17 protein-coding genes are annotated in these 17,713 nt (G+C 42.7%); 9 read left to right on the top strand and 8 right to left on the bottom strand.

Annotated elements, in window-relative coordinates; genetic code table 11:
- Positions 1-112 precede the first annotated feature (112 nt).
- On the top strand, positions 113-847 hold the full coding sequence (locus tag V7K46_RS07130; protein WP_335111871.1) for an HAD family hydrolase: 735 nt from the start codon (positions 113-115) through the stop codon (positions 845-847).
- Positions 848-887: 40 nt separating this feature from the next.
- Complete coding sequence (locus V7K46_RS07125; protein WP_335111870.1) at positions 888-1,472, top strand: Uma2 family endonuclease; 585 nt, start codon at positions 888-890, stop codon at positions 1,470-1,472.
- A 406-nt stretch (positions 1,473-1,878) separates the two neighbouring features.
- On the opposite strand, the gene V7K46_RS07120 is transcribed toward V7K46_RS07125, so the two are convergent.
- A complete protein-coding gene (locus tag V7K46_RS07120) occupies positions 1,879-2,895 on the bottom strand; it encodes a sulfate/molybdate ABC transporter ATP-binding protein (protein WP_335111869.1) in 1,017 nt (338 codons plus the stop codon).
- Positions 2,896-3,403: 508 nt separating this feature from the next.
- On the opposite strand from V7K46_RS07120, the gene chlP reads away from it, so the two are divergent.
- The 4 genes from chlP to V7K46_RS07100 all read left to right on the top strand — a co-directional run bounded on the left by chlP (position 3,404) and on the right by V7K46_RS07100 (position 8,404).
- Positions 3,404-4,624 (top strand): geranylgeranyl reductase, encoded by a 1,221-nt coding sequence (gene chlP, locus V7K46_RS07115; RefSeq protein ID WP_335111868.1) that lies wholly within the window; start codon positions 3,404-3,406, stop codon positions 4,622-4,624.
- 398 nt (positions 4,625-5,022) lie between these two features.
- Positions 5,023-5,235, top strand: a complete 213-nt coding sequence (locus V7K46_RS07110) for a hypothetical protein (protein WP_335111867.1) — start codon at positions 5,023-5,025, stop codon at positions 5,233-5,235.
- A gap of 195 nt (positions 5,236-5,430) precedes the next feature.
- Positions 5,431-6,795 carry a DUF3370 domain-containing protein gene (locus V7K46_RS07105; RefSeq protein ID WP_335111866.1) on the top strand — a complete coding sequence of 455 codons (1,365 nt, stop codon included), beginning with the start codon at positions 5,431-5,433 and terminating at the stop codon, positions 6,793-6,795.
- Between the two features lie 256 nt (positions 6,796-7,051).
- On the top strand, positions 7,052-8,404 hold the full coding sequence (locus V7K46_RS07100; RefSeq protein WP_335111865.1) for a pentapeptide repeat-containing protein: 1,353 nt from the start codon (positions 7,052-7,054) through the stop codon (positions 8,402-8,404).
- Positions 8,405-8,424: 20 nt separating this feature from the next.
- Here V7K46_RS07100 and V7K46_RS07095 read toward each other — a convergent pair whose 3' ends face one another.
- The 6 genes from V7K46_RS07095 to V7K46_RS07070 form a co-directional block, all read right to left on the bottom strand.
- On the bottom strand, positions 8,425-9,039 hold the full coding sequence (locus V7K46_RS07095) for a Uma2 family endonuclease (RefSeq protein WP_335111864.1): 615 nt from the start codon (positions 9,037-9,039) through the stop codon (positions 8,425-8,427).
- A 600-nt stretch (positions 9,040-9,639) separates the two neighbouring features.
- Positions 9,640-10,311, bottom strand: coding sequence for a calcium-binding protein (locus tag V7K46_RS07090; protein WP_335111863.1), 672 nt, complete (start codon positions 10,309-10,311; stop codon positions 9,640-9,642).
- Positions 10,312-10,717: 406 nt separating this feature from the next.
- Positions 10,718-11,332, bottom strand: coding sequence for a Uma2 family endonuclease (locus V7K46_RS07085; protein WP_335111885.1), 615 nt, complete (start codon positions 11,330-11,332; stop codon positions 10,718-10,720).
- A gap of 145 nt (positions 11,333-11,477) precedes the next feature.
- Positions 11,478-12,032 carry a restriction endonuclease subunit R gene (locus V7K46_RS07080; protein ID WP_335111862.1) on the bottom strand — a complete coding sequence of 185 codons (555 nt, stop codon included), beginning with the start codon at positions 12,030-12,032 and terminating at the stop codon, positions 11,478-11,480.
- Between the two features lie 33 nt (positions 12,033-12,065).
- Positions 12,066-12,842, bottom strand: coding sequence for a type I methionyl aminopeptidase (gene map, locus V7K46_RS07075; RefSeq protein WP_335111861.1), 777 nt, complete (start codon positions 12,840-12,842; stop codon positions 12,066-12,068).
- Positions 12,842-13,858: a Gfo/Idh/MocA family protein gene (locus V7K46_RS07070; protein WP_335111860.1), complete on the bottom strand. Its 1,017-nt coding sequence runs from the start codon at positions 13,856-13,858 to the stop codon at positions 12,842-12,844. The genes map and V7K46_RS07070 overlap by 1 nt, the downstream gene beginning before the upstream one ends.
- Before the next feature lie 560 nt (positions 13,859-14,418).
- Here V7K46_RS07070 and V7K46_RS07065 point away from each other — a divergent pair.
- Positions 14,419-14,718, top strand: coding sequence for a ferredoxin (locus V7K46_RS07065; RefSeq protein ID WP_335111859.1), 300 nt, complete (start codon positions 14,419-14,421; stop codon positions 14,716-14,718).
- Between the two features lie 224 nt (positions 14,719-14,942).
- Here V7K46_RS07065 and V7K46_RS07060 read toward each other — a convergent pair whose 3' ends face one another.
- A complete protein-coding gene (locus V7K46_RS07060) occupies positions 14,943-16,640 on the bottom strand; it encodes a SpoIID/LytB domain-containing protein (RefSeq protein WP_335111858.1) in 1,698 nt (565 codons plus the stop codon).
- Between the two features lie 115 nt (positions 16,641-16,755).
- Between V7K46_RS07060 and V7K46_RS07055 the strand changes: the two genes are divergently transcribed.
- Together V7K46_RS07055 and V7K46_RS07050 are read left to right on the top strand one after the other, a co-directional pair.
- Positions 16,756-17,019 (top strand): ParB N-terminal domain-containing protein, encoded by a 264-nt coding sequence (locus V7K46_RS07055; protein ID WP_012410090.1) that lies wholly within the window; start codon positions 16,756-16,758, stop codon positions 17,017-17,019.
- 104 nt (positions 17,020-17,123) lie between these two features.
- Complete coding sequence (locus V7K46_RS07050) at positions 17,124-17,615, top strand: Dps family protein (RefSeq protein WP_335111857.1); 492 nt, start codon at positions 17,124-17,126, stop codon at positions 17,613-17,615.
- Positions 17,616-17,713: the final 98 nt, after the last annotated feature.

Raw genomic sequence — 17,713 nt, 5'->3', positions numbered from 1 at the left:
ATCATTATATAAAGAGGGTTTTTCCCTCTTTTTTTATGTGGAGAATTGGCCAAAGTTAGGAATAAAAACTCATAACTGATAACTCATAATTAAATAAGTGGGGTGAAATATTGTGGCAACTATTAAATGTGGAAACATCACTTTTGATAATATCCAGGCAATTTTATTTGACAAAAATGGTACTCTGGAAGATTCAGAAACATATTTGCGATCGCTCGCACAAAGGGCAGCGAGGTTGATAGATGCTCAAGTTCCCGGTATTGGGGAACCGTTATTAATGGCATTTGGCGTCAATAGTAGTAGCCTAAATCCAGCAGGTTTAATAGCGGTGGCGAGTCGCCGCGAAACAGAAGTTGCATCTGCGGCATATATTGCCGAAACTGGAAGAGGATGGTTTGAGTGCTTAAAAATAGCCCGTCAGGCTTTGGATGAAGCGGAGAAATACATTGAACAAACTCCTTCACCGCTGTTTGTGGGTAGCTTAGACTTATTGAAATACCTACGGGAAGGGGGTTTGAAACTTGGCATCCTCTCAGCTGCGACAACTAAAGAAGTACATAACTTTGTAGCGAATCACCAATTAAATGATTATATCCAATTGGAAATGGGAGTAGATGAGGGGCCCAGTAAACCAGATCCAGTACTATTCTTGCAAGCTTGTCAAGCCTTGGAAGTGGAACCAGGCGCTACATTGATGGTGGGTGATTCAGTTGGTGATATGCAAATGGCGCGTAATGCTAAAGCCGCAGGTTGTATTGGTATCACTTGGGTAGGTAAGTCGGATAACATCCGAGGTGCGGATGTAGTGATTAATCAACTTGATGAAATCCAGATTTTAGAAGATTAACCTAAGATATTAATTACTCCTCACATTTGCTAAACAAGCCATGCAAAACACAGAATCGACGTTAAAACTTCGCCTGTGGACAGTTGAAGAATACCACCGGATGGCTGAGGCTGGGATATTTGGTGCAGATGAACGTGTAGAACTCTTAGAAGGGAAGATAATCTGGATGATTGCCAAAGGCACAGCCCATCGGTCAGCAGTTGGGAGAACAGATTACTTACTGAAAAACAGATTAGGAAATCGGGCTTGGGTATCTATTCAAGACCCAGTAAAGTTAAATGAACAATCTGAACCGGAACCGGATATTGCTGTCGTTAAAGTAGATCCGCTGGATTATGCTGACCATCATCCCACCCCTTCAGAAGTTTATCTGATTATTGAGGTAGCAGATAGCAGCCTGAAATTAGACTGCCAAACCAAAGCCAAAGCCTACTCCCAAGCGGGAATTACAGATTATTGGGTGCTAGATGTAGTTAGTCGTCAATTGTACGTCTTTCGGGAACCAACTCAGGATGGCTATCAAAGTAAAGTGATTTTGGCAGAAGATGCGACTATTTCACCTTTAGAGTTTCCTGATTTGAGCATTGCGGTTTTGGAAATATTACCGCCTGTAACTGAATCTTAGTTGAGAGCGATTTTTTCAACATCAACAAATAGCTTATTTGACAACCTTTTCCCCGCTTACATATAAATTAACATAGGCGGTAAAATTCTCTGGCGCTTCTATTTTTATCTGTTTCAGTTGAGACATGAAGCTAGCCTTTTTAGGCTGTTGTTTAGATTGGGCGAAATCTTTAATTACAAGATATAACTCATCAAGATACTCTTCTTTGAGGCTGTCTATCTCGGCTTGGATTTATTCTTTTGTAGTTATTTGTGCCTCTGCTGTTTTATTCCATCACAATTTTGGGCAATTTTAGGATTGTGAAGTGACGCTCTCTTTAGCCCACTTAAGATTAAAATCCCTAGCGAATAGCTGAATTAAACAGGGATTAACTAGGGGTTCTGAACCTTGAGAAACTGACAAAAGTCTAAATTGAATAAGACAGTGGGAAGGACTTCGCGTCCTTCGGCTTCACATACACTCGCTGTTTCGGTTCTAACTCTAAGTCATTAAAGCGATCGCGTGTTAAATGCGCCGTCACTACTTGTCCATCATCGAAAGTTAATTCCACCTGAATTTCCCAACCCAAATGTACCAATCGGCTCACTGTTGCAGGTGTAGTGGTACCGTTGGCAACTTTTTCCAAAATCACATCTTGCGGGCGTAAAAATACTTGTGGGTGTGGCGTATCAAACCCGCTACTTTGAAAAATCTTTGAGCTGCTGGGTAATACGTTCACTGGGCCAATGAAGCTCATTACAAATGCGGTGGCGGGATTATCGTAAATTTCTGCTGGTGTCCCCACCTGTTCCACACGTCCTTTATTCATCACCACAACCTCATCGGAGACTTCCATTGCTTCCTCTTGGTCGTGAGTGACGAAAACCGTGGTAACATGAACTTCATCGTGGAGGCGGCGTAACCATGCCCGTAAGTCTTTACGAACTTTCGCATCAAGTGCGCCAAAGGGTTCATCTAGCAGCAATACTTCCGGTTCTACTGCCAGTGCCCTTGCTAATGCTACCCGTTGTCTTTGACCACCAGAAAGTTGTGATGGATAGCGATCCCCTAGTCCAGTCAATTGCACCAATTCAAGTAACTGTTCTACCCGTCCCTTAATTTTCTTTGGCTGTGCCTTGCGAATTTCTAAGCCAAAGGCAATATTCTGCCTAACAGTCAGATGCTTGAATAGGGCATAGTGTTGAAATACAAACCCAATATTTCGCTGTTGCACGCTTTGGTATGTAGCGTCCTTACCGGTAAGCAGGATTTTGCCGCTATCTGGCATTTCTAAACCTGAAATTAACCGTAGTAGCGTAGATTTACCCGATCCAGATGGCCCGAGTAACGCAACTAGCGAACCACTCTTAATTTCTAGGCTGACCTGATCAACTGCCTTGAAACTCCCGAATTGTTTGGAGACGTTCTCAACTACTATACCCACTGCTGCTATACCTCTGCAACTAAATCTACAGATCCTTGGTAGGATTACTGTGTCTTACATATACCATATATCATTATTTATGCATGAACAAGATTTAGCTACCGCAGCTACCGCAGTCGAGGAAACTACAATGAGGAGCAGGTTACAAAAATTATTTTGTAGTGGTTATGCGTCATCTAAACCCATCGCCTTGGGGATTTCTGATAGAAATTTACTCTTTATATCAGATAACATCCCGACGTCTTGATATTTGAAGTTCTCAAATGTCCTTACCTGTAGAAATAAGACTCTATAGGGATCGCAGGTGATAGTCGATATAAGAGATTTTACAGGATTATAACTGTTGATTTTCTCTCCATTAACCAAATTCCTCATTCCCAATCTCGCTTTTGTATCGAAACATTAAGGAATATTGCATTTAAGCAGAAACCTAAAGGTAAAGCGCCAAATCACTAGAAAGACCGTGGTAGTATGCTCTCGGTAAATGTGAAGATTGGGAGAAAGACCTTTGACACTACGGGTTGCTGTTATTGGGTCAGGCCCTGCTGGTTCATCTGCCGCAGAAACACTGGCAGCCTCTGGGATTGAAACCTACCTGTTTGAGCGGAAGCTAGACAATGCGAAGCCTTGCGGGGGTGCAATTCCTCTATGTATGGTGAGTGAATTTGACTTACCACCAGAGATTATCGATCGCCGGGTACGGAAGATGAAAATGATTTCGCCTTCCAATCGTGAGGTTGATATTAATCTGATAAATGAAGATGAATATATAGGAATGTGCCGCCGGGAAGTGTTAGATGGCTTTTTGCGCGATCGCGCGGCAAAAGTCGGCGCAAATTTAATTAATGCCACTGTTCATAAACTCGATATACCAGGAAACAATACCGATCCTTATACCATTCATTACGTTGACCATACAGAAGGGATATCACAGGGTATTGCCAAAACTCTGAAAGTGGATCTAATTATCGGGGCGGATGGGGCTAATTCCCGCGTTGCCAAAGAGATGGACGCTGGGGATTACAATTATGCGATCGCTTTCCAAGAGCGAATTCGCTTACCCGAAGACAAAATGGCCTACTATAACGACCTCGCCGAAATGTATGTCGGTGATGACGTTTCTACCGATTTCTACGCTTGGGTTTTCCCCAAATATGACCACGTAGCTGTTGGTACTGGTACGATGCAAATTAATAAAGCTAGCATCAAACAGTTACAAGCTGGTATCCGCGCTCGTGCTTCTGAGAAGCTAGCAGGCGGTAAAATCATCAAAGTCGAAGCCCATCCCATTCCCGAACATCCCCGTCCCCGTCGTGTTGTTGGTCGCATCGCTTTGGTGGGAGATGCTGCTGGTTACGTTACCAAATCCTCTGGTGAAGGTATCTATTTTGCCGCTAAATCTGGGCGGATGTGTGCTGAAACCATTGTGGAAGCATCTAATAGTGGTAGCCGTATTCCTACAGAAGGCGACCTGAAGGTTTACCTGAAGCGTTGGGATAAAAGATACGGACTTACTTACAAGGTGTTGGACATTCTGCAAACCGTGTTCTATCGTTCTGACGCTACCCGTGAGGCGTTTGTGGAAATGTGTGATGACCTCGATGTACAACGGCTAACATTCGATAGCTATTTGTATAAGACGGTTGTCCCAGCTAATCCCATCACCCAACTGAAAATTACTGCCAAAACTATTGGTAGTCTAATTCGGGGTAATGCCCTTGCACCTTAATTGCGTGCAAAGGATTGGAAATTACAACAAATACATTACTCAATTTTGTGGGGTGGACATCCTGCACGCTTATGAATCAGGGCGGGCAAGATGCCTACCCCACATTATATATAGCGGTTCTCGCTTGGGTGCAGTACAGTTTTGACCTCACTTCCATTCCTCTCTCCTTTTAGGAGAGAGGCTTTGAATCTTACTCCCCTTCCCTTCAAGGGAAGGGGCTGGGGGTTAGGTCTGTATTCCATGCAATTGGGAACCGCTATATTTTTATCATTTGATAAGCTGTCGCGTCTTTACTTTTCCAAAGCATTCTTAATTTATCAAGAGTTACAATGTCCAAAAATTGCAACTTGTAGGCGCGATAGCTTAATACAGCTTTGCGTAAAATCGTAGCGTTTTTAATGCAAGGGGATACATTGGCATTGTTAGTCGATGCATTGGCATTGTTAGTCGATGCATTGGCATTGTTAGTCGATGCATTGGCATTGTCAGTCGATGCATTGGCATTGTCAGTCGATGCATTGGCATTGTCAGTCGATGCATTGGCATTGTTAGTCTATGCATTGGCATTGTCAGCCGATGCGTTGGCATTGCAGGGTATTGCCTTTCTTTAATTTGCGACGAATTAATGAAATGCTGTACTTAGTAAATAAAATCAGGTGAGCAACAGGTCTGGCGTTGGCGTAGCCCGCACTTCTCTACGAGACGCTGCGCGAACGGCAAGCTCAGTGACCATCGTAGACATCGCTATCAGGACAATTTAGGTATGCTGTATTCTTAACTTCAGCGATAAATTGCTTTTTGAATAAATGCTTAATCTTATTTCCTATTTGTTTTTGGCTCAAGCATCGCCTTCTCCTGCACCACAAGAAATCTTCGTTCCCCAACAAACAAGACCTTTAACAGGACATCTTGACGAAGTACCAGTATTTAATAGTAATAACCCAGAAGTAGTTAAGAGTGAAGGAATTCTGCTGTCTACATTTCCTCCTCAAGGCAAAAAAGTGCCCAGCGCCCACCTGAACTTTCCATTTCAGGGACGGTTTGATTTATTTTCTCACCATATTGCGAGAGCGATTGAGACTCCAAATGATTTGCGGACTCTTTATTTGGGGGTGATTGTTTACAATCCGAGCGATCGCCCTGCAACTGTCAATATATTGCAAGCAGCTAGTTATCTTAGTCAACCTGATGCACCTTTTATCAAACTTCCCGCCATGCGATCAAATAATTCGGGAAACATTTATGCAGGTCCTGGCGATCGCGTGATGAATGATCTGCTGCGAGTCAGACGGCAGTCAGGATGGCCAGCTCAGTTGGTAATTCCACCAAAACAAAGCCGGATGTTAATGAATCATCCCATTCCAGTGCGTTCTTTAACGCCGCCATTGAATGGACGTTCTACATTGTTGCATTTATATAGTGATAGTCCAGTTTATCTGGCGAACTTGGCCATGTTTGCCAAACCCAATCCTGATGGTAGTGAACGAGCGCCCACTTTAGAAGAATGGGAGAACTTGTTAGAAAATGGTGATTTTGCAGGGCCCCGTGAACCAGCCCCCAGTCCTCCTGATAAGCTTGCAGGGGCAACAGAAATTTACGGGCGGGTAGCGGGGGTAGCTGTTGGCTCTCGTTGGCAAGTACAAGTTACCGACTCTAATAGTTCATCTCTGACAATTCCCGAATCAGGACAAGCTTTTTCCTACGGTTTAAGTACCCTTTTGGCAGGAAAAATGGGTACTGGACAAAACCAAACTGCTAAATTAGTGGCGCGTTATCCTGGTACTGCTTACGAAGCTCACGGTAACTACGGCATTGAATACAACATCTCTCTACCATTAATCAACAATACGGATAAGCCGCAAACTATAAAGGTGCTTTTCCAAACGCCGATCAAAGAAGATGAGTTAAGTAAACCAGGGCTTCGCTTTTTTTCACCACCTGCACCATCTGTCTTTTTCCGAGGCACAGTTCGTATTCGCTACAATGACGATAATGGCTTACCCAGAACCCAATACTGGCATTTAGTTCAACAACGGGGACAGATGGGAGAACCGCTTGCTCAATTAAAAATACTACCCGGCCAGCGACGACTGGTAGAAGTGGATTTTCTCTACCCACCTGATGCCACGCCTCCTCAAATGCTGACAATTCAAACTGTAGACCAAACTTAACAACAGGACTTACGCACAGGTAACGGAAAATTGAACCGCAGAGGACGCAGAGGGCACGGAGAAATAAGAGTTTCAGAGAGTTCTTGCGTAAGTCCTAAACAATTCAAAATTCAAAACATTACATAAGAGGATTTAAACCCCGACTGAAACTGTAATATGTAGGGCTTCTCAGTTTTATGGAATACAAGTCTTTGGTTTAGTGCAATTTCTGATAAAACAGATGTTGAACTGAATCTGCTGGGGCAAAATAGAAAACATGACAATTGAATCCAATTCCTCTAATCTACCAACCCCAGAACCAGCACCCGAAAACGATTTGCAACCGGATGACTTTGACGGGAGTCCAACTGAGAAAAACCTCAGCTCAGAAGTACTAGCTACACAACAAGCTCTAGCGGCGATCGCATCTTTGAAATCTCCGCAATATACAACTGCTCTCCAACAAGCCCGTTCTGATCTCAACCAACCTATTACTAAGCAATTCTTAGTTAAGCCAAGGGCATTGCTAATTACTTTAATCGCGATCGCCATTACCTTCACTGGAGTTATCCTCAATAACTGGATTATCGGCATTATTGGAACGCTAATAACTTTGCTCTTATCCCTAGCGATATTATTGCCTTGGTTCCAAGAAGTTTTAAACAACTGGTTTTCACCCCAAGAACGCACTCTGTTTGTGGCCTTTTTGGGATTACTAGTAGCTATTGTTGGCTTGATTCGGTTTACAGGTGTGGGCGATCGCTTGCTTGTTTTAGGACACCAGATTAACTGGGACATTGCTGGAACTCTAGCAGATTGGTTTGGTGCTTTGGGGCAAATTCTAATCGCTGTCATCGCCGTCTACGTAGCGTGGCGACAATATGTCATTTCCAAAGACTTGACAATTCAGCAAAACCTGCTGACAGTTCAGCAAAACATTATTACCCAGCAGCAGACAATTGATTCCTATTTTCAAGGCGTTTCAGACTTAGTATTAGATCAAGAAGGATTATTAGAAGATTGGCCTCAAGAGAGAGCGATCGCCGAAGGACGCACTGCGGCAATTTTAAGTAGTGTAGATGGCAGTGGTAAAGCAAAAATTCTCCGCTTTCTCTCACGTTCCAAGTTGCTCTCACCCTTACAACGCGATCGGCTTTTAGGTCGAGCCATTCTCGACGGGAGTGGCGGATATGCAGAAGACCGCCTAGAAGGTGTACGTGTCATCGATTTAGGGGTAACGCTAGCCGCAGCAGACCTTTCTGGTACTGATTTACGTTGGACTGATCTGAGCGAAGCTAATCTTGTCCGCGCTAATCTGAGCGGTTGTGATTTAGTAAAAGCCAACCTCTCCCGCACAATTTTATATAATGCTAATCTCAGTGGTGCCGACATCAACGGGATTCGCCTATTCTATGGTGTAGTGGATAAAGCATCACCCCGTAGTCGTACTCAACCACCAAATTATCAAACTGGCGAACACACTGGCGCTGTGGTAGAAAATGCCGATTTCAGCAATGTGCAACGGATATCTGAGTCTGCACGTAACTACTGTTGCACTTGGGGTGGTGAAAAAACTAGAGGTACTATTCCTGGTGGTTGTGAAGGTATTCCTAATAAGTTGGGAAGATAATTATAAGACTAGATAAAAAATTAGTTAGCCGCATTAAAAATCTGCTGTGCAGTTAAATTTAATTGAGGAAAAGTAGGTGATGAAATCGCAGTGTTACCTTGAAACGCTGTCATTTGATATTCACCATCAACTAATTCGCATACAAAAATAGTGGGTTGTTTGGGATTGCCGATAAACTTTCTTGCACCCAATGCAGCATAATCAGCAATCCAATATTCGGGAATTCCCATTTCTTCATAATCTCTAAATTTATTGTAGTAATCATCTCGCCAGTTGGTTGAAACAACTTCGATGACTATTGGAACCGATGCTGCAAGGCTTACTGTTGACTGTTTTTGAAAAAGCGGTTCATTGTCGAGATTATCAAGATTTAGCAGTAACACATCAGGCGAATAAGCAGATTCAGCAGAAGGAGTTTTGACTAATGCAGTTTTGGGGATTCCATAGGGTAAATTAAGACGATCAAACTCCACGGTTAATTTCCGCGACAAAAACGCAATAACTTTTTCATGTGTTCCGGTTGGAGGCGGCATTTCAATAATTACTCCTTTGTGCAATTCATAGCGTTTACCATCGTTGGGATACCATTCGATAAATTCATTAAAGGTTAGTAATTTGGGCAACGCTTGGGTCATAATCTTACCTCCATATATGTTTTACTTTATCATGCAATAAATGTTGATTAGGATTACAAATATATTAAATGGCTTTATATAAATTCTTGGGGGTTGCCTAAATTCAATCAACGACTGCCCGAATTCAATAGACCTCTTGCATAAATCAAAAATAAGAACCCTACCCCGCCAAAGCTACGCTTTGTCTCCCCTCCCCTTGATAAGGGGAGGGGTTGGGGGTGGGGTGTTAGGGACTTTTGCAAGAGGTCTAATCAACGACTGCCCGAATTCAATAAACGACTGCCCGAATTCAATAAACGACTGCCCGAATTCAATAAACGACTGCCCGAATTCAATAAACGACTGCCCGAATTCAATAAACGACTGCCCGAATTCAATCAACGGCTGCCCGAATTCAATAGACCTCTCGCATAAATCAAAAATAAGAACCTCACCCCGCCAAAGCTACGCTTTGTCTCCCCTCCCCTTGCTAAGGGGAGGGGTTGGGGGTGGGGTATTGGGGACTTTTGCAAGACTGACTCTTCGAGTACAGTGTGGGGTTTGTGTCGGTTTAAGCTAACACTGCCTGTAGAGACAGGGGACTTAAACCCCCAAAGTTCGTTAAACGATAATATCGCTTGCCACTAGTAGTGGTGATCCTTCAAGCTGAATCTCGAAATTAGCCGCTAAATTACTATCAGTATTACCTTGGAGAATATCTTTTGAATAACGGATTTGACCTGCTGCGGTGAATGCGCGACTTCCTATGTAAGTGAAGGCTTGGTCGCCTTTTATGGTAGTGTTAGCGTCTATGCCAGATAGATCGATTCTGTCACCGGCCAAGTTACCGTTTCCAACAAAGTCTTTGATAATATCGCGTGACAAACCAGGTTGACTATCTGAAACTGAGTCGAACTCGAAAACATCGTTGCCAGTACCTCCATAGAGAGTATCAGTGCCAGTACCCCCAATGAGAGTATCGTTGCCACCAACGCCATAGAGGGCATCGTTGTCGCCAAACCCTACGAGGTAATTGTTACCAGCAACGCCATCGAAATCATCCCCTATGAGGACATCATTGTTATCATTGCCAAAGACTAGATCGTTGCCAGCACCGCCATTGATGATATAGAAGCTAAAAAGATCAAGCCCGCCGAGAGTGTCGTCACCGCCAAATCCGTTGATGGTAACTAGATTAAATTCAGGAAAGAACGGATAATCATCAAGTAAAGAGCGACTGTCGTCAGTCCGATTGTCAGCATTATTAGTACCGTTAATAGTTATATCTGCCATTGATGAGTTTCTCCCGAACTTAGAGGATAAAAAAATTACCTCATCACTTCCCCATCATCAAACGGCGTTGCTGATTAAAAGTATGAATTTGGTTTCCTCCAAAGGCGCAAAGGAAACAGTTTAAAACATGGAGTTTCACACTTTCATTCAGCAACGCCGAGAAAATAAGTTGGAGAAATAACGAGTAGGAAGAGATAACAGAACCACACCTGATTTGAACAGGTCTTTGCTATTAACTCTGAAGATTTGAGAAGCAGTGGATTTATTGATAATGTTGACATCAAAATAGTGCCAAGAGTTATGTTACATCGTTTTGCACTTTTGTAACATCACCCTTCCTAACGAATTATTAAGCAGTTCACATACTTCTCACCAGAGGGCGCCACGTCTTCCCCAATCTCTAACTCTAGCGACCTGCAACAAATATCTGTTCTGCGGTCAAATTCAGGTCTGGAAATGTTTGGGAAATGAGGCTTTCTGTTCCCCTAAACTGTTGTCCTTGATAAGTTCCATCGATTAACTGATAAATTGTGATTACAGGTTGCTTGGATAAGCCGATGTAGCGTTTGCCTCCTAGCCCTAAATAATCTGCGATCCAATACTCACCAATGCCTAAAGCTTCGTAGTCTTCCACTTTGCGGGCATAGTCATTTTGCCAATTGGTACTGACTACCTCCACGACCAATTTAATAGACTTGCCTAGTGTAATCACTGGTTCAGTTTTCCATAATGGCTCATTCGCCAAACCCGTCTGATCGAGAATCACAACATCAGGTCTAAAAGCTGAATTTTGACCTAATGGTTTAATCAGGCATTTCATGGGAATAAACCAAGGCAAGTTGAGCAGATCAATTGCTACGTTGAGCTTACGATTAATTAACCCAGCTACCTGTTCATGAAGTCCAGCGGGTTCCAAGTCGATTAATTCTCCGTCAATTAACTCGTAGCGTACATCATCCAGATAGCCAGCAACGAATGCCTCAGAGCTAAGATTGCTTATATTAATAGTGGCTGAAACCATCAAGATTTGTGCTTCCAGGTTCACAACTAGAGCAGCAATACTGCTCTTAATTATTTTAACTAGCTTTGATCAGACAAAAGTCAATTGACTAATACGCTTCAAAATTTGGAGTACATTATATAACTCATTGCCACGATTACGGACATCAAAAATATCCGAAGTGGCATAAGCGTGGAGGATGACCTTTGAGCAGTTTAATGAACATAAAACTGCCACCAGAAGTAATCATGCCAAATACTACATCTTGTGACTGGGAAACAGCCAGCATATATGCCAGAATTTGATCAAGTCCTGCTTCTACCGAATAAGCAACCTGTTTAGACTCAATAACTGTTACCCAGAACTTTTGATTTAGAAGTAAGAAGTCAATTCGTCCTTTGATGATAGTTTGCTTGTCTGGTGTTTCAATCTCGATAGATTTCTCTAATTTGAGGTGAAAAGGAGGTAAATAAAACTTGCCAATGAATAGCAGTGGCGATAAAACAATCATGTTAACTGTATTTTCTGATAAAGGCGGATAATTTCGTAAATTTATGTAACCTGCCTTTATTTGATCCAATAGCTGCTTTTCTAAGTTTGTCAGTTCCGGTAGGTCATCTTGCCACTCTCGAAAGAATTCTTCCGAATCAACGAACTCTAATCCATAGAGCAATATTAGTTGCTCAAGTGTGACGTTTTCCGCAGCAAGAGTTTGAACCATTATGTTAATCAAGTAGTAGAAAAACCTACCAGATTAGTAATTCTCGCCTTCAGGTAGGGTGAGGATTTCAACGCCATCTTCAGTTACAGCTAAGGTATGCTCACATTGAGCAGAAAGCTTGCGATCGCGCGTTACAGCAGTCCACTTATCGCCCAGAACTTCGACTTCGTAAGTACCTTCGTTTATCATTGGCTCAATGGTAAAAACCATCCCTGGTCTGAGGCGCTTACCCTTACCACGTGTGCCATAGTGGGGAACATCCGGCGCAGTGTGGAAAATATTACTGATGCCGTGTCCAACAAAATCTCGCACTACAGAAAAGCCTTGGGCTTCAGCATACTCTTGAATAGCTGCACCAATATCGCCAATGCGTGCCCCAGCTTTAACTTCAGCAATCCCCAAGCGCAAACACTCTTCTGTCACCTCTACCAGCTTTCTCGTTTTTGGGGAAGGTGTACCAACAAAGAATGTCTTGGATGTATCGCCGTGATAACCTTCAACAATCGGCGTGACATCAATATTAATGATGTCACCTTCCTTGAGGATTTGCTTGGCATTGGGAATGCCGTGACAAATTACCTCATTGACACTAGTGCAAATCGATTTAGGATAACCTTTATAACCAAGGGGTGCGCTTTTTGCTCCATGAGCTTGCGTCCAACGTTCGGCTTCATCATTTAGTTCAAGAGTGCTAACCCCTGGCTTCACAAACGGTTCCAGATGCTGAAGAAGTTTAGCAGCTAAACGCCCAGCTTGACGCATTTTGTCTAATTCTCGTTGGGATAAAATAACAATTAGTTCGGTTTTCATTAACTTTTATCTAAAGTATCTTTCATAAACATAGTTAACCCAGTCTGTGCGGCTCTTTGTGCCGCATCAGCAACCTTTAAGGTATATAAGCTCTCCTCTGGGGTAACGTACAAAGGAGTGCCATCAAAAAGATGGTCTAACACCATACTCATGTCTTTGGCAAACAAACCCCGGCGAGGGCCAACTTCTATAGGTGTTGTTTCCTCTGGCTGGATAAATAATCCTGTGTCGCCATCAAAAATTAAACCACCTTTTTCACCGTGAACTTCAAACTTGCGTTCTGATTGCCAAATACTTTCACCTTTGCCATAGACTACTTGGGCTAAAAGTCCACTGTTAAAGGACAGTTCACTAGTGCAAAAACAGGTTTGGTAGTATTCCGGTTCTATTTCCCAATATCGCTGGTGACAGTTAACTGTAAATACTTTACCAAATAAATCGGTGAGACGATGTAGGCGAGACAGGGCACCAATTAAGGGAAAGCCGAACAACTCGTGGTTATAAGTCCATTTGCGGGGTGCAGGATTCTGGGGATTGATGGTGCTGTAGCGAACATAAAATACCTCACCAATTTTGGCTAAGTTTTGCTTTAAGGCTTGATGTAAACCACCCAAAAGTTCTAGGTGTTCAACGTGCAGGAGTTTTTGTTGTGCTTTGGCTAAGGCAATCAGTTCCTCAGCTTCTACTACATCCAACGAAAGAGGATACTCTACAATCAGATGTTTGCCGTTGGTAAGTGCTGCACGAGCGATCGCCCCATGATCTCGATTAATAGTGGAAATTATTACTAAATCTATATCTTCCCGCTCTACTAGCTCTTGCCAAGAACTCAACGCTTCAATCTGGTACTCTTTGGCAAAAGCTTCTGTTTTTTCTACGGTATGACCAACAACTGCTATTAACTGCGATCGCTCATCATGGAGCAATGCCTCAGTGCGAAACTTTGCCGCATACCCAGTACCTACCAAACCTACACGCACTCTTGCTTTTTCCAAAGCTGCTTCTGAATTATACATGATCCTCCTAGTTCTATTTTCGATCCTCCCACACTTCTAGTGGTGGAATTCTTTTTTCATTTCCTAAAACAAAGCGACTGTTTCCAAGCGCCTAAGGCAAAAAATCAGGTGATTATATAAAAATCTGATTGGATAATTATCAGGGCGATAGCGTCTCGCACAGAAGCACAGAATGCACTTAAATTTTCGGAGTTGTTGCAGGAATTTTTTGATTACCAACTTACCCAAATTTCTTGCTTATTATCTTGACAAAATTTATCTATTATGAGCAAAATAAATTTTCAAAATTTAGATGGCGTTAACTATAATAGTTTATTACCGAAATGATATTTTTTTCTTATCACAGCCTGACTAAGGCAGTAAATATATAAATAAAACTTATCTGGATCAAGCAACTAAATTTCATTACTAATCGGGTTCAATTTCCAGTTACATCGTTTAATTTTTCTCTTAGTATCAGAATTGAAGCAAATTTAAACTAGCGGCTAATCCCACGGAACAGCCGTGACCTTTGCCTTAGAATAACTTATACTGCCGTTTTCAAAAGAGAGGATTATTCAATGGCTACTTTTAAAGTGACACTAATCAACGAGGCCGAAGGGCTGAACAAAACACTTGACGTTGATGATGATACCTATATTCTAGACGCTGCCGAAGAAGCTGGTGTTGACCTGCCCTACTCTTGCCGCGCTGGTGCTTGCTCGACCTGTGCAGGTAAACTGGTATCGGGTACTGTTGATCAGGGTGACCAGTCATTCTTGGATGACGATCAAATAGAAGCTGGATATGTGCTGACCTGTGTTGCTTACCCAACCTCTAATGTGACAATCGAAACTCACAAAGAAGAAGAACTCTATTAAGAGTTAGGAACCTCAACAATAAATCTCTTGCAAGAGTTAGTGATGTTGAAAAAATAGAAGCAGGGCATCTAGGGTCAACACCCTGGAAATACCGTGTATACCTCTTAAAACGACTTTGACAAAAAGCCTAATTTAGTGTTGAGCAGGAACACAAAATTTCTTGTGTTCCTGCTTAATTTTTCACTATGGAGTTTCCCCTCTGCGAGTGCCTCTGGCCTCTTTTGTTAAAGCTTAATTTCTTTATTAAGAATTTTAATCTGAGTACCAGGATAATAGAATTGCAGAATTTTTGGACTCGACCAACCTAGTTTTGCTAAATTTTGAGCGCCAGTTTGACTCAAGCCGACTCCATGTCCTAATCCACCACCAATAAAAGCGTATCCCCACAGTTCTGGTTTGCCTTTATTCAGAGGTTGTATGTAAAATAGCGTACTCGTAGGAGCAGCAAAGGCACTGCGAACTTCGTCTTTGTGGAGAATAAAGGTGCTGTTATCGGTTTTAACTGCGAGTTCAAGAATGCGTCCACTCTGGCTTCGCTTCACTACTGCCATAGCCTGAATTGTCTTAAATTTGGCATAGGGACTGTTTTTCACCTGCAAAAATTTCTGCAAGTCCTTGATAATATCCTTTAAAGGGGTTTCCTTGTGCCAACGAAACATATCCCACTTGCTTTCATTAAATCCTTGTTGGATATTAATAAATTTCTGGAAGTTATTTTCATCTGCCAAACTCTGCTTAGACAAGTTCCAAAAATTAGTCGCAGCATCTAGTACAGGGCGCAGATAGGGACGATCATCGCCATTCCAGACATCGCTGAAGGAGGCGGTAACACCACCAGTGGTGGAAGAATACAGGGCATCTACTAGTTCGTTTTTATAAGTTACTACCTTACCTCTGGTGGAGGCGATCGCTCGGTCTGTTTTGGCAGCAGCTCCATTCAGCCCATAATAAACTTGACAATGAGTATCAGCACACAACTGATAGTTATCTGCAACAAACCTGCGTAAATTTCTCAAGGCATAAGTCCGGGCGATAATTGCTTGGGCTTCCAGCGCCGCTGTTGGTGCATCTGTACCTATTTCGTAAGGCAGAACCCCACGCAAATAAGTTTCTAAGGGTACTTGGTTAACTAGAGTGTATGTGCCGTATGCATTTGGCTGCAAATTCAGTCGTCCAGCATAAAGACGAGCAAACTCTTGTTTTTCGCTTTTATTCACCCGAATCAAGTTTTTATCAGTGCTGATTTCCAAATCATTTGGGCTATAGCGTTTACCATCCACCACCCAACTAACTCGCGGCACTTGTTTAACAATTTTAGTATCAAGATATACTTTTTGGTTGGTAGAAGCTTGGATGTTCTGCAATAACAAGCGTCGCAGTAAAGGAGTGCTATAAACATCTCGTTTCGCCCAAACCTGCCAGCGTTCTGGCTGGGCTATTTCCACTTCCATTCCCTGAGAACGCCATTTATTAGCACTGTCTTCCGCAGTTTCAAAGGTGCGATATGTGCCTAAAACTACCACTTCTTCAACTGCTGACTGGGGTAAAGCTTGGATGACTGTTTCCAGCTTTACAGGGTTCTTGGTAACTAGGGTTTGCTGCTTGTTGCCTGCAATAAATTTTAGCTTTAAGCGATCGCCTTTTGTGGGTTCTAGTTGCAGCCTGGCTGTGGGTTGTGAGCCAAATCGCTGCACAATCCCAATTTTCAGTTCCATACCCTGGATGTTACTCTCAGGCCCTGATGCAGCAGTTAGTCCCAATAGACAAAATGTGGCCAGTACAGTGTGGGAAAAACGCCAAAACGAAAATTTCATGGCTACCTGATAGCGAAGCGATAGCGAGTACTCGAGTATCTTGTGCCCCTTAATGCGGCGTTGGAGCTGATTTTCCAATTGCTTTGTAGTGCGGTTTTTTTGTCGCATGAGTGCTCCAATGATACCATTACCAGTTTTGCCCCAAATATTAATTGCAAAATGAAGTCATAATGACTATGATTTATTTAGAGATACAAAACAGAACTAGTTGGATAAACTTTTTATGGTTAGAGTCCAAGAAATTCCATTGAATCAGATAAAACGGCCGTTGCCCCGTGCAAACGATCCAAATAAAGTGCAAGCCTTAATGGAATCGATTGCGGAGATTGGGCAGCAAGAACCTATTGATGTCCTAGAAGTAGATGGACAATATTATGGCTTCTCTGGTTGCCATCGGTATGAAGCTTGCCAGCGTTTAGGCAAAGAAACCGTTTTAGCCAGAGTCCGTAAAGCACCCCGCAGCGTTTTGAAGATGCACTTGGCATAGAGACTTGAGTTTGGGGCAGGGGGCATGGGGCATGGAGACTTAATTTTCTTGCTAATGCCCAATGCCCAATCCCCAATTACATATAACCTAATTAGGAAAAAATTATGTCATCGAAAGTAACAATCAAAAATGTAAATATCGGCATTGACGAGGCAAGTAGGGCTAAAATTGCCGAGGGTTTATCTCGCCTGTTGGCTGACACTTATACACTGTATCTGAAAACTCATAACTTCCATTGGAATGTAACTGGGCCGATGTTCCAAACATTGCATTTGATGTTTGAAACCCAGTATACAGAATTAGCCTTAGCAGTTGATTTAATTGCGGAGAGAATTAGAGCGCTTGGCTATCCCGCACCAGGAACCTACAGCGAATATGCCAAACTGAGTTCAATTCCAGAAACTCCCGGAGTTCCTAAAGCTGTGGAGATGATCGGTTTACTAGTGGAAGGACAAGAAGCTGTAGTCAGAACTGCACGGTCTATTTTCCCTGTGGTAGAGGAAGTTAACGACGAACCTACTGCCGATTTATTGACTCAGCGGATGCAAGTACATGAAAAGACAGCTTGGATGTTGAGAAGTTTACTGGAAGAATAGGAATGGGGCATAGGGCATAGGGGATAGGGAATAGAGAATAAAACTTAATCACCAATGTCCAATGACGCCAGTTGCTTCTCCTGTCGGAGACGCTGCGC

The organism is Nostoc sp., assembly GCF_036917395.1.
Lineage (GTDB): Bacteria > Cyanobacteriota > Cyanobacteriia > Cyanobacteriales > Nostocaceae > Nostoc.
The sequence above is the reverse complement of the archived record's forward strand: the minus strand, read 5'-3'. Positions and strand labels throughout refer to the sequence as shown.

What these genes read in the sequence shown, in the direction of transcription:
- V7K46_RS07125 (WP_335111870.1), top strand. Translation starts at nt 888, where the DNA reads ATGCAAAACACAGAATCGACGTTAAAACTTCGCCTGTGGACAGTTGAA.
- V7K46_RS07095 (WP_335111864.1), bottom strand. Translation starts at nt 9,039, where the DNA reads ATGACCCAAGCGTTGCCCAAATTACTAACCTTTAATGAATTTATCGAA.
- V7K46_RS07085 (WP_335111885.1), bottom strand. Translation starts at nt 11,332, where the DNA reads ATGGTTTCAGCCACTATTAATATAAGCAATCTTAGCTCTGAGGCATTC.
- V7K46_RS07090 (WP_335111863.1), bottom strand. Translation starts at nt 10,311, where the DNA reads ATGGCAGATATAACTATTAACGGTACTAATAATGCTGACAATCGGACT.
- V7K46_RS07070 (WP_335111860.1), bottom strand. Translation starts at nt 13,858, where the DNA reads ATGTATAATTCAGAAGCAGCTTTGGAAAAAGCAAGAGTGCGTGTAGGT.
- V7K46_RS07065 (WP_335111859.1), top strand. Translation starts at nt 14,419, where the DNA reads ATGGCTACTTTTAAAGTGACACTAATCAACGAGGCCGAAGGGCTGAAC.
- V7K46_RS07055 (WP_012410090.1), top strand. Translation starts at nt 16,756, where the DNA reads ATGGTTAGAGTCCAAGAAATTCCATTGAATCAGATAAAACGGCCGTTG.
- V7K46_RS07110 (WP_335111867.1), top strand. Translation starts at nt 5,023, where the DNA reads ATGCAAGGGGATACATTGGCATTGTTAGTCGATGCATTGGCATTGTTA.
- V7K46_RS07050 (WP_335111857.1), top strand. Translation starts at nt 17,124, where the DNA reads ATGTCATCGAAAGTAACAATCAAAAATGTAAATATCGGCATTGACGAG.
- V7K46_RS07100 (WP_335111865.1), top strand. Translation starts at nt 7,052, where the DNA reads ATGACAATTGAATCCAATTCCTCTAATCTACCAACCCCAGAACCAGCA.
- V7K46_RS07060 (WP_335111858.1), bottom strand. Translation starts at nt 16,640, where the DNA reads ATGCGACAAAAAAACCGCACTACAAAGCAATTGGAAAATCAGCTCCAA.
- map (WP_335111861.1), bottom strand. Translation starts at nt 12,842, where the DNA reads ATGAAAACCGAACTAATTGTTATTTTATCCCAACGAGAATTAGACAAA.
- V7K46_RS07105 (WP_335111866.1), top strand. Translation starts at nt 5,431, where the DNA reads ATGCTTAATCTTATTTCCTATTTGTTTTTGGCTCAAGCATCGCCTTCT.
- V7K46_RS07080 (WP_335111862.1), bottom strand. Translation starts at nt 12,032, where the DNA reads ATGGTTCAAACTCTTGCTGCGGAAAACGTCACACTTGAGCAACTAATA.